The organism is Devosia neptuniae, from assembly GCF_025452235.1.
Taxonomy (GTDB): Bacteria; Pseudomonadota; Alphaproteobacteria; order Rhizobiales; family Devosiaceae; genus Devosia.
Genome location: NZ_CP104965.1, coordinates 3,855,112 through 3,869,973 on the forward strand (window position 1 = coordinate 3,855,112; position 14,862 = coordinate 3,869,973).

Consider the following 14,862-nt stretch of genomic DNA (forward strand, 5'->3'; position numbering starts at 1 on the left):
ACCATATAGCGAGGCGGAGGCGCCTGCGACTACTGCGAAATGGTTGAACGCCGTTCGAAGATGGTGAGCAGATCGTCGCCCAGCTGTTGACGGTCGGTTTCGACGAGGCCCGCCGCTTCGAGCCGATCGGCCAGTGGGTCGCCGGAACTGGCGGGCAAACCGCCCTTGCCGATGGTCACGGGGCTGGTCAAAAGCGCAAAACGGTCGATCAGCCCGGCGTCGAGCAGGGCCGCGGTGAGGCGGGCGCCAGGTTCGACCAGCAGGTTTTGGATGCCTTTGCCGGCGAGAGCAGTAAGCGCCAGGGCGAGGTCGGGGCGGCCCTTTTTGCCTTCGACGCGGATGACCTCGACGGACGGTGGCGCGTCCACCGGCGAGTCGGTTTCTGCAATGATTGCAAGGCGATGCGTGGAGAAGCGATCAACCAGATTCACCTTGCGATCGATCCCTTTGGCGCCGACCAGGATGACGCGGAGCGGGCTGCGATTCTCGAGGCCCGGCAGGCGGACGGTGAGTTGGGGATCGTCGAGGCGCGCGGTGGAGGCGCCGATGAGAATGGCTTCAGAGCGGGCGCGCTGCAGATGTGACCAGTCGCGGGCAGCCTCGCCGGTAATGGCGACATTGCCCTGGCCCTTGCGGCCAATCATGCCATCGGCAGAGACGGCGAGCTTGACGGTGACGAAGGGGCGCCCTGCCCCGTGGCGCATGGCATGGCCGGCATGCAAGGCGCGGGAAGGTGCGTGATCGGCCAGGATGACTTCGATGCCGGCCGATTCGAGGCGGCGGATGCTCTCGCCGGCCGTGCGCGGATCGGGATCGCCAGTGCCGATGACGACGCGCAGCACGCCGGAGCGGATCACCGCATCGACGCAAGGCGGGGTGCGGCCCCAATGGTGGCAGGGCTCAAGCGTGACATAGAGGGTGCGGCCCGAGGCTTCAAAGCCAGCGGCCTCCAGCGCCTGCGACTCGGCATGAGGGCGGCCGCCCTTGGCGGTGACGGCGCGGGAAATCAGCGTCTGGTTGACCGGATCGACGACGAGTGCGGCAACGGTGGGATTGTCAGCGGTGGTGCCGAGATAGGGCAAGGCATAGCGGACGGCGGCATCAAGCCAGCGGATATCCTCGGGGCTGGGCCCGCTCAATCGTCCTGATCCTGCACAATGCCCTTGCCGGAGGCGAGTTCGGTGAGGAAGGAACGGAAATCGTCGGCAGCGGAGAAGTTCTTGTACACCGAAGCGAAGCGGACGAAGGCCACGTCATCGAGGCCCTTGAGGCCTTCCATGACATATTCGCCGATCTGGTCGGAGGTGACTTCGACTTCGCCCAGGCTTTCGAGCTGGCGGACAATGCCCGAAATCATGCGTTCGGTGCGATCTGGATCGACCGAGCGCTTGCGCAGGGCGGTGTAGACCGAACGCGAGAGCTTTTCGCGGTCGAAGGGGACCTTGCGGCCCGATTTCTTGACCACTGTCAGGTCGCGCAGTTGCACGCGCTCGAAGGTGGTGAAGCGGCCGCCGCAGCCATTGCAGACGCGGCGGCGCCGGATGGCACCGGAATCCTCGGTGGGACGGCTGTCCTTGACCTGCGTATCGTCGTTGCCGCAATACGGACAGCGCATCCTCAGCCCTTTTAGTTTGCGTAAATCGGGAAGCGCGCGGTGAGCGCCTTGACCTTGTCGCGCACGGCGGCTTCGACGAGGGCATTGCCCTCGTCGGAATTGGCCTCGCGCAGACCATCGAGCACTTCAACGATCAGACTGCCGATTTCCTGGAATTCGGCGACGCCAAAACCGCGGGTAGTACCGGCTGGGGTGCCCAGGCGGATACCCGAGGTGACGAAGGGCTTTTCCGGATCGAAGGGAATGCCGTTTTTATTGCAGGTGATGAAGGCACGGCCAAGGCCCTGCTCCGCACGCTTGCCGGTGGCGTTCTTCTTGCGCAGGTCGACCAGCATCAGATGGTTATCGGTGCCGCCGGAGACGACATCGAGGCCATGCGACTTGAGCGTTTCGGCCAAAGCGCGGGCATTATCGACGACCTGACGGGCGTAAGCTTTGAATTCGGGCTGCAGTGCTTCCTTGAAGGCGACTGCCTTGGCGGCGATCACATGCATCAGGGGGCCGCCCTGCAGGCCCGGGAACACCGCCGAATTGATCTTTTTGGCGATATCCTCGTCATTGGAGAGAATCATGCCGCCGCGTGGGCCGCGCAGGGATTTATGCGTGGTGGTGGTGGTGACATGGGCATGAGGCACGGGCGATGGATGCACGCCACCAGCAACCAGACCCGCAATATGGGCCATGTCGACCATGAGATAGGCGCCAACGGCATCAGCGATCTGGCGGAAACGGGCCCAATCCCAGACGCGGGAATAGGCGGTGCCGCCGGCCAGAATCAGCTTGGGCTTATGCTCATGGGCGAGGCGTTCGACTTCATCCATATCGAGCAGGTGATCGTCGCGGCGCACGCCATAGGAGACCACGTTGAACCACTTGCCAGACATGTTGACTGGCGAGCCATGGGTGAGGTGACCGCCCGAATTCAGATCGAGACCCATAAAGGTGTCGCCCGGCTGCAGCAGCGCGAGGAACACGGCCTGGTTCATCTGCGAACCTGAATTGGGCTGCACATTGGCGAAATTGGCGCCGAACAGCTGCTTGGCGCGCTCGATGGCGAGGGTTTCGGCCACGTCGACGAACTGGCAGCCACCGTAATAGCGCTTGCCCGGATAGCCTTCCGCATACTTGTTGGTCATGATCGAGCCCTGGGCTTCGAGCACGGCGCGGGAGACGATGTTCTCGGACGCGATCAGCTCGATTTCGTGCTGTTGGCGGCCCAGTTCGTCATTGATGGCGCCCGCGATCTCGGGATCGATCTCGGCAAGATTGGCGGAAAAGAACTTCGGAAAGAGCGGAAGAGAGGTCGCAGCGCTCATGGGCTTAACTCCAGGGCGATCCCAACATGTGGTGTCGGAAGGATGATACGGGCGCAGCCTCTAGCACGAACCGCCGGTTCAATCCATGCATTGCCACAGTAAATTCTCAATTGGCAGGCAACCGGAGGATGCGCTTGCGCATTTGTGTTGCAGTGGGCTGGAGTTCCCAGCCGGCGGGGTGGTTTTGGAGAATTCGAAATGACGACGAAATTTGGAAAACTTGCCGCGACGGTGATGGCCGGAGCCGTGATGCTCGCCGGTGCGATGCCAGCATTTGCCCAGGGCGGCGTGATGATGAACCCGAAACCGGGCAACAGCTTTTCACAACGCGACCGGGTGATCACCAGCTATTGTGACCGCTACCGCAATGACCGCGACTGCCGCCGCTATTATGGCGGTGGGTGGAACGATCGCGATTATAACAACTTCTACCGCAATCGCCGCGACTCGCTCGATGGCATCGCAGCTGGCCTGTTCGGTTTCGGCTTTGGCGCACTGCTGGGCGGCGCTCTCGCCAACCAGAACAACAATAATTACGGCGGGCAGCCGGTTTATGGCGGCAGCTCGTATCAGGCCCATGTGAATGCCTGCTATTCGCGCTACCGCTCCTATGACGAAGAGACCGACACGTTCATGGGCTATGACGGCGTCCGCCGTCGCTGCCAGCTGTAGTTAAGCCTAGAACAACCGCTTTTCGGGCGCCGGGGCTTCGGTTTGGAGTTTCCGGCGCAGTTTGGCGAGGGCGAGTTGCTGCATCTGATGGCGGGTCGCCGAGACGGGGGTAATGACGACCACCTCAGTGCCACTGGCGCTGTCAATGGCGGCGACGCGCATTTGCTGGCCGAGCTGGACGAATTCAAACAGAACTTCACCTTGCGGCATGGGCGCGGTCCCTAGTTTGCCGGTGAAGCTTGCCCGATTCCTGTAGAAACGAAAACGCCCTCCAGATGGAGGGCGTTTTCGTTGGGTGAGACCTGGATTTAGGCGTCGAAAGTGACCTTGCCCTGGGCGTCGAATTCGTAAACGTCGTCGCGGAAGCTGACCGTGCCCTGCTTGTTGGCCCAGGCGGTGATGTAGGTGGTGTGCAGCGGCACGCGGGCCTTGCACTCGACATCGAGGCGCTGCAGCGATTCAAAAGTCATGTCGACCTTGTTCTGATCCCAATCGCCATTGTCGCGCAGCAGCCAGTTGACCAGTTGGTTGACACCCTCGACGCGCACACAGCCTGAAGAATGGAAGCGGGCGTTTTCGCCGAACAGCGCCTTGGAGGGGGTGTCGTGCAGGTAGCAATCGTAGGGATTGTAGAAGTTGATCTTGCAATGGCCCATGGAATTGGCCGCGCCCGGCTCCTGGCGGTACATGTAATTGACCGCATTGCCGATATTGGTCCAATCGATGGTGGAGGGCGAAATTTCGTTGCCGCTGCCATCGTAGATATGGATGTTCTGTTCGGCCAGGTAGTTCGGATTTTCCTGCATGTATTTGGTCAGGTCGCGCTCGACCAGCGACTTGGGCACATGCCAATAGGGATTGAAATTGATCTGGCTGACCTTGCTGGCCATGATCGGGGTGGCGCGATCGACCCGGCCGACAACGGCGGTGTGGCGCTGCTCGACCATGCCGCCCGCGACAGCCTCGATGGTGGCGGCCGGAATGTTGACCACGACATAGCGTTCGCTGAGGTTCGCCGCCATGGTCTGGACGCGCTGGGCGTTCAGATAGAGCTGGTTGAGGCGGGTTTGCGCCGGCACCGACAGTGCATACCAGGTGGCTTCATCGACCTCGCCATTGACGACCAGGCCATGGCGGGCCTGGAAAGCACGAATGCCAGCATCGGCGGGAGCGTCGATCATATCGCTGACGCTTTCGACCATTGCCATGTCGCCTGAGGAAATCAGGCGGCGCTTGAGCGCGATGGCGGCCTTGCGCGATTCACCCAGCTTGAGGCCATAGGCTTCCTGCGGGGTTTCTTCCCAGCCGCCGGCAGCGACAAAGGGCTCGTATTGGGAAATCGCCAGTTGCAGATTGTAGGCCGTGTCATAGGACAGGATCGGCTCATTGGTGGCAATCAGCGCCTGGGCGGCGGCCGTATTGCCGTTCTGATCAACATTGCGCAGGACACGGTTGCGGTCGAACATATCCCAGAAGGAATCCTGGGCCCGCACAACTGAAGGCATGGCCAGGGCAGCACCGCTCACAGCCATGGATTGAAGAAGAGAACGACGATTCAATCGCATCAAGTCACCCGAAATATTCAGCCCGCCGCATCAAAGCGGCTTTTACCATCGCGTCCCGCCCGTCACAACGCAGTCAAGCGAGTGTGAACCTTTGGACTTCGTATACCAAGAATAGGCGGGAAATGGTTTCAAACCACGTAACAACGGCAGATGATGGGCATTTGCGGCTGAAATAAGAAACGCCAGCACTGAGGCTGGCGTTTGCTTGATGATGTGGCAGGAGGGCAACAACCACCCTGCCCCGCAGTTTGGTCGATGATCAGAGCTTGTAGAGGATCTGATCGACCCAGAAGCGCTCGAGACGAGCCAGCGCCTTGTTGAGGCCGTCGAATTCATCGTCGCCCAGGCCACCAACCTTGTCGATCGACTTGAGGTGACGGTCATAAAGCTCGTCGATGACCTCGGCCACTTCCTCGCCCTTGGGGGTCAGCTTGATGCGGACCGAGCGGCGGTCGGAACGGGAGCGTTCCTGGAAGATATAGCCGGTTTCGACCAGTTTCTTGAGATTGTACGAGACGTTGGAGCCCAGATAATAGCCCCGCGACCGCAGTTCGCCAGCCGTCAACTCGGCATCGCCGATATTGAACATCAGCAGTGCCTGGACTGGGTTGATGTCATCCCAGCCCATGCGGTCGAACTCATCCTTGATGAGATCGAGCAGGCGGCGGTGCAGACGTTCGACGCGCGAAACGGCTTCGAGATAAAGCGGCTTCAGGCTCTGGGGACGGTCCGGGGACATAGCCTCGGCTGCGTTGGATTTGATCGCCATTTGTGCCTCACTGTTCATCAGTTCGTGCGATTTTTCGCATCTCATGAGGCCAAACTACGGCGCCCCGACTAAGATCGCCCTAAGCCACACGCTTAAAACTATCTTACTGGAATACAATGAGAATTTGGCTTAATTCTTCGTATCACCTGGTGATAAAATTGTAACCTTACCGAGGTGTGACGGGCGCGGGTGAGCTCAAGCACCCACGCCCGCACCGGCTAGGCCGGATTGAAGAACGGCCGCGCGAAAGCGAGCTTGAGCAGCAGCATGCCGGCTACGGCAACAGCCTGTCCCAGCACCAGAAACAGACCCAATTGCCCCATCTGGCTGGCATGGAGCGCGGCGAGCGCGACACTGCCGGCGACCCATAGGGCATCGCCTGCGACATGGGTGGCGAGGATGGCAGGCGTTAGCCGCTGGACCCGGGCTGTCATTAAATTGAACGCGGCCCAAGGGAGCAAGATGACGCCGAGGGCGATGAGAAGAGCCGGGGGCAAGGTCCAGCCGATAAGCGCCGTGACCGGTGCCGCGGCAGCGATGAGGACAGCGCCGAGGACGAGGCAGGCGGCGGTGTCGGCGAGATAGATCAGCCGGGGGTGAAGGTTAAGAGCAGGCATTGGATGTCTCCTTGTCGGTGTGTTCAATAGACATGAGACTGACGGACAGACGTAATGCTCTCAATTACCTCATAGGTAATGGAATTGCGGCGCTATCCTGGGCCATAAGGAAGAGGACAGGAGAGCGCGGCATGATCGGGCAGATGTTACGGGAATGGCGGGGCTTGCGCGGCATGAGCCAGATGGAGCTAGCGCTGACGGCCGAAGTATCGTCGCGGCATATTTCGTTTCTGGAATCGGAACGCGCCAAGCCTAGCGCCGAGATGGTGTTGCGGCTGGCGGAGGCGCTGGCTATGCCGCTGCGGGAGCGCAATGCGCTATTGGTCGCCGCCGGCTTTGCTCCGCAATATGGCGAGAGCGACTGGCAGGGCGAGCAGATGGCCGAAGTGCGGCAGGCGGCGGCGATGATCCTTGCGGCGCATGCGCCCAATCCGGCGCTGGTGCTGGACGCCGCCTTTACGATTCTGGATGCCAATGCGGCGGGATTGGCACTGACGGGTGGCGAGCGGGACACTTTGGGCCGGGTTAATTTGGTCGATCTGGTGTTCAACCCAGGGCCGCTGCGCAAGAGCATCGTCAATTGGCAGGAAGTGGCTGGTTATCTGCTGCACCGGATGCGAGAGGGCGTGCGCTTGCGCGGGCCGCATTCGGGCATGGCCAAGGTGTTGCGGCGGGCGCGGCAGCAGCCTGGCGTGGATGGGCTGGTGCAAGTGCATGGCGGGATGGGGACGGTGTTGCTGCCGGTGGTGATCAACGCCGGTGGGATCACGACACGGTGGTTTACGACCGTCACCACCTTTGGCGCGCCGCAGGACGCGCTGGCTGAGGAAATCACCATCGAGCAATTCCACCCAGCCTGAGGCCTAGCCCCTGCGCTCAGGTGAGTTCCTCGGCGAGGCCGATGAGCAGCCCTTCGGGCCCACGAATGTAGCAGAGGCGATACACGTTCTCATACTGGACGACGTCGCCAACGAGCTGTGCACCGCGATTGCGAAGTCTCTCCACCGTCTCGTCAATGTCGGTCACGGTGAACATGGCCCGGAGATAGCCCAGGGCATTGACCGGGGCGGTGCGGTGATCGGCGATGACAGCGGGCCTGATGAAGCGGGACAGCTCTAGCCGGCTATGGCCATCTGGCGTGCGCATCATGGCGACTTCCACGTGCTGGTCGCCCAATCCGGTGACACGTCCGGCCCATTCGCCTTCGATCGTGCCGCGCCCTTCAAGCTCGAGGCCGAGTTCGCGGAAGAACTCAACGGTTGTTTCGAGGTCTTCGACAACGATGCCGACATTGTCCATCCGTTTGAGTGCCATGTGTCCAATCTCCAAGCGGTTGATCGAGGGCTAGTCCGTGGCGCGAGCGCGGCGCATGCGCAGCCTCAGAAAGAAGATGATGAGGATGGAGGCGACCAAGACCAGCCGGATGGCAAAGCCGAAGGCGGTCATCTGCACATCAGAATTGCCGGCCAGATAGAGGGCGAGTTCGACCCCGGTAGCGCCAACGAGCAGCACTGCGCCCCAGCTGGCCCTGATCCATAGGCCGACGGCCGCAAAGAGGCGGGCCAGGCAGAAAATGGCCAGATAGATGAAGCCGGCCGTGCCCAAGGTGGTCAGGGGGCTGGTGGCGCCGGTATTGACGCCGAGCAGGCGCGCCGCGTCGTTGAGCCCGAGCAGCAGGCTGATAATGGCGACGATGCGGATGTAGATGCCGATGGCGGGGGCGTTGAAATCCATGGCGGGTTTCTACCCCCTACCGCCAGATGCGACAAGCCGGAGCTTGGAGCGGCCCCTCGCCTTTGATACATGGAGGCCAATCAAGGAGCAGACGATGGCCGAGCACTGGAACAAGCACGACATGGACTTCCTGGGCGGCCGCCGGTTGCGACGCAGCCGCCGGACCGAATGGAGCCGGGCCATGGTGCGCGAGACCGTGCTGACCCCAGCCGATCTGATCTGGCCTCTGTTTGTCATCGAGGGGCAGAATGAGAAGACCCAGATCAAATCCATGCCGGGCGTGGAACGGCTGAGCGTCGATCTGTGTGTTGAGGCGGCGCGGGCGGCACGTGACGCGGGGATTCCGGCGCTGGCGCTGTTTCCCAATACGCCGGATCATTTGCGCAGCGAGAATGCGGCGGAAGCCTATAATCCCGACAATCTGATGTGCCGGGCGCTGAGCGCGATCAAGAGTGCGGTGCCCGATATCGGGCTGATCGCCGATGTGGCGCTGGACGAATATTCGAGCGACGGCCAGGACGGGCTGGTGCGCGACGGGGAAATCCTCAACGACGAGACCATCACGGTGATGGCGCGCTCCGCCATTGTGCAGGCCAAGGCGGGAGCGGACATCGTCGCACCCTCGGACATGATGGACGGGCGCGTGGGGGCGATCCGCGCGGTGCTGGATGGTGAAGGGTTCGACCAGGTCCAGATCATGTCCTATGCGGCCAAATATGCGTCGTGCTTTTACGGGCCATTCCGCGAGGCGGTGGGCTCGGGCAGCCGGTTGCGGGGCGACAAGCGGACCTACCAGATGGATTTCGCCAATTCCGATGAGGCGCTGCGCGAGATCGCCGCGGACATCGAGGAAGGCGCCGACAGCATCATGGTCAAGCCCGGGCTGCCCTATCTGGATATCGTGCGGCGGGCCAAGGACAATTTCAATGTGCCGATCTATGCGTACCAGGTGAGCGGGGAATACGCGATGATCGAGTTCGCGGCAGCGGCGGGTGCGCTGGACCGGACGCGGGCTATTCATGAGAGCCTGCATGCGTTCAAGCGGGCTGGAGCGAATGGGGTGTTGACGTATTTCGCGCTGGAAGTGGCGCGGGAATTGGGGCGCTGACCTCCCAGGCACATTTTAGTGCCCTGCCCCTTGCAGAGGGGCGAGGTCATAACAATGTTTCGGTCATGAACCAGACCCAGACTGCCCGCCCCATTTTGCCCGATCCGGAAACTGCGCCCGAGCTGTTTGACGGTGTGCTGACGCGCCGTGCTTTGGCGTTCGTCATCGATCTGGCGATCATGGGCATGTTGATGCTGATGTTTGGCCTCGTCGGTCTGATTGCCGGCTTCCTGACCTTCGGGCTGGCTTGGCTGGCGCTGGTATTCCTCGTTCCCGCGACTGTGCTGTTTTATTATGGGGTGACGCTGGGTTCGCCCAGCCGGGCGACGCTGGGCATGCGGATGATGGATCTGGTGCTCACCCCGACCCGTGGGCAGCCGCTTGATGGGTGGATGGCGATTATTCACGCGGGCCTGTTCTGGGTCACCTTCTGGATTTCCTGGCCCGTTTCGCTGCTCTTCGCGCTGTTCACGCCCCGCCGGCAGATGATCCATGATTTGATCGTGGGCACGCTGATGGTCCGCCGCTCGCCGATGACCCGGCATTGGCGCGCGTATAATGGGCGGAGCCAACAGGCGTATTGAGCGTTGCTTGGGGTAGAGCAGAGGTTTACACTCTGCTGATTGCACTCAAGGGTCATGGATGACCGACCACACGCCTGAAACCACCCAGTTGTTTTTGACAGCCGCCATGCCGTGCCCGTATTTGCCGGGCAAGCAGGAGCGCAAGCTGTTCACGCACCTGACCGGGCGACGGGCTTCGGCGCTGCATCACCTACTGAGCGAAAACGGCTTCCGACGCAGCCAGAACCTGATTTATCGGCCGGCTTGCGAAGGCTGCAATGCCTGCCAATCAGTGCGGATCGTAGCGGGGGAATTCGAAGCGTCATCGCGCTTCCGCCGGGTGCTGCGCAATAATAACGACATTGCCATAGATGTGCGGCCGACCACGGCAACCAGCGAACAATATGATCTGTTCAAACGCTATCTTGAGTCGCGCCATGCCGGCGGCGGCATGAACCAGATGAGTTTCGTCGACTATGAATATATGGTCGAGGATACGCCGGTGCAGTCGGTGCTGGTCGAATATCGGCTGCGCGACCATCCGGACCAGCCACTGATCGCGGTGGCGCTGACCGATGTGATGCCTGACGGCCTGTCCATGGTCTATAGCTTCTACGACCCCGATCTGGCGCATCGCAGCCTGGGGACATTCCTTATTCTCGACCATATCGCGCAGGTCCGTTCGGCGGGGCTGAGCTATGTCTATCTGGGCTATTGGGTGAAGGATTCGCCAAAAATGGCCTATAAGGCGCAGTATCGGCCGCTCGAAGTGCAGCGCGGCACGCTGGGCTGGTGCTCGCTCGAGTAGTTTGACCAGCGCCTTGTTTGGGCCATAAGGCTGGGCGAGACGGCGGGATTGCCGTTGCTTGCTACCGGATCGTTCATGTCATTGCTGTTTTTGCTGGTCCGGCTGGGCTTGGTGCTGGGTGCCCTGGGTACCGCCACATGGTCGATATTGGCGGTGTTCGGTTTTGCCGTGCCGGTGCTCGATCTGCTCAACCATGCGCAAATCCTGTTATTGCCGGCAACGCTGATCGGGCTGTTCCTCGTGACCGTTTTGCTGCGCGGAAACTGGCGCAAGGCGGCGATGATCTATGCGTTTCTGGGCGTGGCCGCTTCGGCCAATGTCATGGTGCCCGAATTTTTCGCCTCGACCCAGGCACGGCCGGCAGCGCCGGCGACGGGCGTGGTGCGGATGATGACGCATAATCTGTTCGGCATGAATTACGCGATGGACAAGGTGACCGCGGCGATTTTCGCCGAGGATCCGGACATTATCGTGCTGCAGGAATATTTCGGCGAGCAGGCACGCGAGTTGCATCCGCTGCTGATCGAGCGTTATCCCTATTATGTGCGTTGCCGGGGCGGAAAGCGGGCCAATCTGGGGCTCTATTCGCGTATTCCGTTCGAGCAGGTGGAGGACGGGGCATGCCCCGATAATGCCTATGTGACCGAGCGGACGGCGCATATCCTGGCGAAATTCCACACAACGGATGGCAAGGCCTTTTCGGTGATCACCACGCATATGGACTGGCCGCTGCCAGTGCAGCGGCAGCAGGATCAGCTTGATAAGCTATCGGGTGTGTTGGGCGGGATCGACGGGCCGATGATCCTGGCGGGGGATTTCAACTCGACGCCCTGGTCCTATGCGCTGCGCGACTTTGTCAGCCGGAACGGGCTGGTGCGGCAGACGGTGAACCTGCTGACCTATCCAAAACGCTGGTTTTACCTGGGGGCGTGGCGGGACACGATACCCTTCCTGCCGCTGGATCATGTGATGACGCGGGACGGCATCGTGGTGCATGAACTGCATGCCGGGCGGCCGACAGCCAGCGACCATTTGCCGGTAGTGTTTAGTTTTTCGGTGGAGTGAGATTGGGGTGGTCGACCTGCAGGTCGAAGACAATGAGCCCGTCACGGCCGCCTTCGAGCGCGGCCACGAGGCGCGCGCCGGCGGCCTGGTGGGCGGGGTCGACGAGATAGCGATCGCGCGCGGCCTCATCGACAAGGTCCATGATGAAACCATCCTTGAAGCCCTGCGCCAGGCTTTCAGGGGAAATATTGGGACCGAAATCGGCGGAGATCAGTCCGTCGATTTGCCCGACCAGCGCGGCAAGGCCGGCATAGATTTCGGCGCGCTCATCGCCCGAGACGCCCGAGCGGAACTTGACGAAAACGCAGTGGCGGATCATCCGACAAACCTGTTGTTGCGCGGGAAGCCATTGGGGGGCTGACGGCCGGCGGAGGCGCGATCGCCGAGCCAGTCGGTGAGCTCTTCGGTGGGCTTGGTGAAGGTACGGCCGGAACTGTCGGTCCAGGTGAGGCCATCGGCGGCGTAGAAGGCCTTGAGGTCGGAAATGCCGCCATCCTTGTAGCGCTGCAGGCGCACGCCCTTGCCGCGCCCCATTTCGGCCAATTGCGACGCGGGGAAGACCAGCAGCTTACGGTTTTGTCCGATGACGGCGACGCGGTCGCCCAGCATGGGCACGAGCAGGCGGGCCTCGTCGGGCGTGGTGACATTGAGGATCTGCTTGCCCTTGCGGGTATTGGCGATCATGTCGTCTTCGGCCACGATAAACCCGTAACCGGCAGATGACGCGATGATGCGCTTTTGGCCGGGGCGATAGACGAAGAGGCTGACAATGTCCTGCCCCTCTTCCATATCGACCATGATGCGCACGGGCTCGCCCTGGCCACGGCCGCCGGGGAGCTTGTCGCCGCCCAGCGTATAGACCTTGCCGCCGGTGGTGAGCATGAGCAGCTTGTCGGTGGTTTCGGCCTTGATCGCCAGCTTGAGCCGGTCGCCGGTCTTGAAGCCCTTTTCGTCGATCTCGTCCGTGTGACCCTTGAGGGCACGAATCCAGCCCTTTTCCGACAGGATGACGGTGATGGGCTCGCGCTCGATGAAGGCGGTGGTGATTTCGGCGTGATCGGCATCGGGCGCCAGGCTGAACAGCGAGCGGCGGGCGCCGAGATGGTGGAGCGTCGTGCCATCGGCCTCGTATAGCGGATAGGCCTTTTTAAGGGCTTCGACCTGCTTGGCGATTTCACCCCATTGGCGCTTGTCGGAGCCGAGCAGGGTTTCGAGCCGCCCCTTTTCCTCGGTGAGCTTGGTATGCTCCTCGCGCAGTTCCATTTCCTCGAGCTTGCGCAAAGACCGCAGGCGCATATTGAGGATGGCTTCGGCCTGGTTGTCGGTGAGCGAGAAGGCAGCGATCAGCGAGGCCTTGGCATCGTCTTCCTCGCGAATGATGCGGATGACCTCATCGAGATTGAGGTAGGCAATGATGTAGCCTTCGAGCACTTCGAGACGGCTGGCGATCTGTTCCAGCCGGTGCTGGCTGCGGCGGACCAGCACGATCTTGCGGTGATCGAGCCACGCCTTGAGCGCATCGGCCAGGCTCATGACGCGCGGCAGCGTGCCCTTGTCGAGCACGTTCAGATTAAGCGGGAAGCGCAGTTCGAGATCGGAGAGCTTGAACAGTTGCTCCATCAGGATGACGGGATCGACTGTGCCGGCGCGTGGCTCGAGGACGAGGCGGATGTCGTCGGCGCTTTCGTCGCGCACGTCCTTGAGCAAAGGCAGGCGCTTGGCGAGCAGCAATTCGGCGATCTTTTCGACCAGCCGGGATTTCTGCACGCCATAGGGAATCTGGGTGACGACGATCTGATAGACGCCCCTGCCCTTTTCCTCTTTTTCCCAGACGGCGCGCACGCGGAAGGAACCGCGGCCGGTCTCATAAGCATTGACGATGGCCGCGCGACTTTCGACCAGATGCCCGCCGGTGGGGAAATCGGGGCCGCGCACGAGATCGTCGCTGGAGGGCGGAGCGCTCAGATCCTGATGGATCAGCTCGTCCGTGGTTGCGGCCGGATTGTAGATGATCTTGAGGGCGGCGTTACACAGCTCAAGGACGTTGTGCGGCGGCACGGAAGTCGCCATGCCCACGGCAATGCCCATGGAGCCATTGGCGAGCAGGTTGGGGAAATTGGACGGCAGGACGACCGGCTCTTCGTCTTCCCCGTCATAGGTCGGCTTGAAATCGATGGCGTTTTCGCCAATGCCTTCGAGCAGGCGCGTGGCCACGTCGGTCATGCGGGATTCGGTGTATCGCATGGCGGCAGCGCTATCGCCGTCGATATTGCCGAAATTGCCCTGGCCATCGACCAGCGGGTAGCGCATGGCGAAATCCTGCGCCAGGCGCACCAGGGCGTCATAGATCGACTGATCGCCGTGCGGGTGAAACTTACCGATCACGTCACCGACGATACGGGCGGATTTCTTGTAGCCCTGATTGGGATCGAGCTTGAGCAGGCGCATGGCATGGATGATGCGGCGATGGACGGGTTTGAGGCCGTCGCGGGCATCGGGCAGCGCGCGCTGGGTAATGGTGGAGAGCGCATAGGACAGATACCGCTCTTCGAGCGCCTGCCGCAGATCGACGATGCGCTGATCGTCGGCGGGAGGGAGGGTATCAGCGTCGGACATCGGCACAGCTTCCAGGGGAACGAATCAGGAAATGACTATAGCCGATGATGGCCGGGAACGGGCGCAGACAGGCGGTTTTGCACGGGTTATGGGCGAGCGGGTGCGCCGCCTGTGCAGCGGTTGCCGATAGACGGACGGACCCCGAGACGGCTTTCGCCTCGTAGTAGTAAAAAGTGAGACAAAAACCGCCTCGGGGCGCCGGGCCTTGATCGGAAGGCGGCATCGCGACCCCAACAGGTGACCGTAGTCCTCCTGCCCGCTGATCCGTCCGCTCATCCCGGAGCGAGGCGCGACCCCCACTCCCCCGGCTGGCATCCGGACGCCGGTCGCTGCAGCGCCGTCCGTGTTCCAGATGATGGGGGGAGTATGCGCGTGAAATTCGCTGTGGGGATAAGATGGGTAAGTGGGGGCTTT

The 14,862-nt window shown here is 61.7% G+C and carries 17 protein-coding genes; 6 read left to right on the plus strand and 11 right to left on the minus strand.

From position 1 onward, the window contains the following. Positions 1–29: 29 nt before the first annotated feature. The 3 genes from ribD to glyA are packed head-to-tail and all read right to left on the minus strand — an operon-like array spanning position 30 to position 2,931. Positions 30–1,139, minus strand: coding sequence for a bifunctional diaminohydroxyphosphoribosylaminopyrimidine deaminase/5-amino-6-(5-phosphoribosylamino)uracil reductase RibD (gene ribD / locus N8A98_RS21700; RefSeq protein ID WP_262168417.1), 1,110 nt, complete (start codon positions 1,137–1,139; stop codon positions 30–32). Continuing rightward, positions 1,136–1,615 carry a transcriptional regulator NrdR gene (nrdR, locus tag N8A98_RS21705; RefSeq protein ID WP_113121502.1) on the minus strand — a complete coding sequence of 160 codons (480 nt, stop codon included), beginning with the start codon at positions 1,613–1,615 and terminating at the stop codon, positions 1,136–1,138. Before nrdR ends, ribD begins: the two co-directional genes overlap by 4 nt. An 11-nt stretch (positions 1,616–1,626) precedes the next feature. Next, positions 1,627–2,931, minus strand: coding sequence for a serine hydroxymethyltransferase (gene glyA / locus N8A98_RS21710; protein WP_262168418.1), 1,305 nt, complete (start codon positions 2,929–2,931; stop codon positions 1,627–1,629). 198 nt (positions 2,932–3,129) lie between these two features. On the opposite strand from glyA, the gene N8A98_RS21715 reads away from it, so the two are divergent. After that, on the plus strand, positions 3,130–3,603 hold the full coding sequence (locus N8A98_RS21715; RefSeq protein ID WP_262168420.1) for a BA14K family protein: 474 nt from the start codon (positions 3,130–3,132) through the stop codon (positions 3,601–3,603). A gap of 6 nt (positions 3,604–3,609) precedes the next feature. Here the strand turns inward: N8A98_RS21715 and N8A98_RS21720 are convergent, their stop codons facing one another. The 4 genes from N8A98_RS21720 to N8A98_RS21735 all read right to left on the minus strand — a co-directional run bounded on the left by N8A98_RS21720 (position 3,610) and on the right by N8A98_RS21735 (position 6,554). Next, complete coding sequence (locus N8A98_RS21720; RefSeq protein WP_262168422.1) at positions 3,610–3,813, minus strand: DUF6898 family protein; 204 nt, start codon at positions 3,811–3,813, stop codon at positions 3,610–3,612. A 98-nt stretch (positions 3,814–3,911) separates the two neighbouring features. Further along, a complete protein-coding gene (locus N8A98_RS21725) occupies positions 3,912–5,069 on the minus strand; it encodes a L,D-transpeptidase family protein (protein ID WP_262168424.1) in 1,158 nt (385 codons plus the stop codon). Between the two features lie 358 nt (positions 5,070–5,427). Next, positions 5,428–5,937, minus strand: a complete 510-nt coding sequence (ldtR, locus tag N8A98_RS21730; RefSeq protein WP_035097704.1) for a transcriptional regulator LdtR — start codon at positions 5,935–5,937, stop codon at positions 5,428–5,430. A gap of 218 nt (positions 5,938–6,155) precedes the next feature. Continuing rightward, positions 6,156–6,554 carry a hypothetical protein gene (locus N8A98_RS21735; RefSeq protein WP_262168426.1) on the minus strand — a complete coding sequence of 133 codons (399 nt, stop codon included), beginning with the start codon at positions 6,552–6,554 and terminating at the stop codon, positions 6,156–6,158. Between the two features lie 131 nt (positions 6,555–6,685). On the opposite strand from N8A98_RS21735, the gene N8A98_RS21740 reads away from it, so the two are divergent. After that, positions 6,686–7,414, plus strand: a complete 729-nt coding sequence (locus N8A98_RS21740) for a helix-turn-helix domain-containing protein (protein ID WP_262168428.1) — start codon at positions 6,686–6,688, stop codon at positions 7,412–7,414. Positions 7,415–7,430: 16 nt separating this feature from the next. Here N8A98_RS21740 and N8A98_RS21745 read toward each other — a convergent pair whose 3' ends face one another. Beyond that, complete coding sequence (locus tag N8A98_RS21745; RefSeq protein WP_262168429.1) at positions 7,431–7,868, minus strand: VOC family protein; 438 nt, start codon at positions 7,866–7,868, stop codon at positions 7,431–7,433. A gap of 30 nt (positions 7,869–7,898) precedes the next feature. Further along, positions 7,899–8,288, minus strand: coding sequence for a DUF6163 family protein (locus tag N8A98_RS21750; protein ID WP_262168431.1), 390 nt, complete (start codon positions 8,286–8,288; stop codon positions 7,899–7,901). A 94-nt stretch (positions 8,289–8,382) separates the two neighbouring features. Here N8A98_RS21750 and hemB point away from each other — a divergent pair, with 94 nt between their 5' ends. From hemB to N8A98_RS21770, 4 genes are all read left to right on the plus strand, one after another. After that, positions 8,383–9,396 (plus strand): porphobilinogen synthase, encoded by a 1,014-nt coding sequence (hemB, locus tag N8A98_RS21755; protein WP_262168432.1) that lies wholly within the window; start codon positions 8,383–8,385, stop codon positions 9,394–9,396. 65 nt (positions 9,397–9,461) lie between these two features. After that, positions 9,462–9,980, plus strand: a complete 519-nt coding sequence (locus N8A98_RS21760) for an RDD family protein (protein WP_262168434.1) — start codon at positions 9,462–9,464, stop codon at positions 9,978–9,980. Between the two features lie 58 nt (positions 9,981–10,038). After that, the gene (locus N8A98_RS21765) at positions 10,039–10,767 is read left to right on the plus strand and encodes an arginyltransferase (protein WP_262168435.1); all 729 of its coding nucleotides are present in this window, start codon (positions 10,039–10,041) and stop codon (positions 10,765–10,767) included. A gap of 75 nt (positions 10,768–10,842) precedes the next feature. Beyond that, on the plus strand, positions 10,843–11,832 hold the full coding sequence (locus N8A98_RS21770; protein WP_262168437.1) for an endonuclease/exonuclease/phosphatase family protein: 990 nt from the start codon (positions 10,843–10,845) through the stop codon (positions 11,830–11,832). Here the strand turns inward: N8A98_RS21770 and N8A98_RS21775 are convergent. Further along, a complete protein-coding gene (locus tag N8A98_RS21775) occupies positions 11,813–12,151 on the minus strand; it encodes a Dabb family protein (RefSeq protein WP_262168438.1) in 339 nt (112 codons plus the stop codon). The two genes, N8A98_RS21770 and N8A98_RS21775, sit on opposite strands and share 20 nt — an antisense overlap. Beyond that, complete coding sequence (parC, locus tag N8A98_RS21780; RefSeq protein WP_113121515.1) at positions 12,148–14,448, minus strand: DNA topoisomerase IV subunit A; 2,301 nt, start codon at positions 14,446–14,448, stop codon at positions 12,148–12,150. Before parC ends, N8A98_RS21775 begins: the two co-directional genes overlap by 4 nt. Between the last annotated feature and the right edge of the window lie 414 nt (positions 14,449–14,862).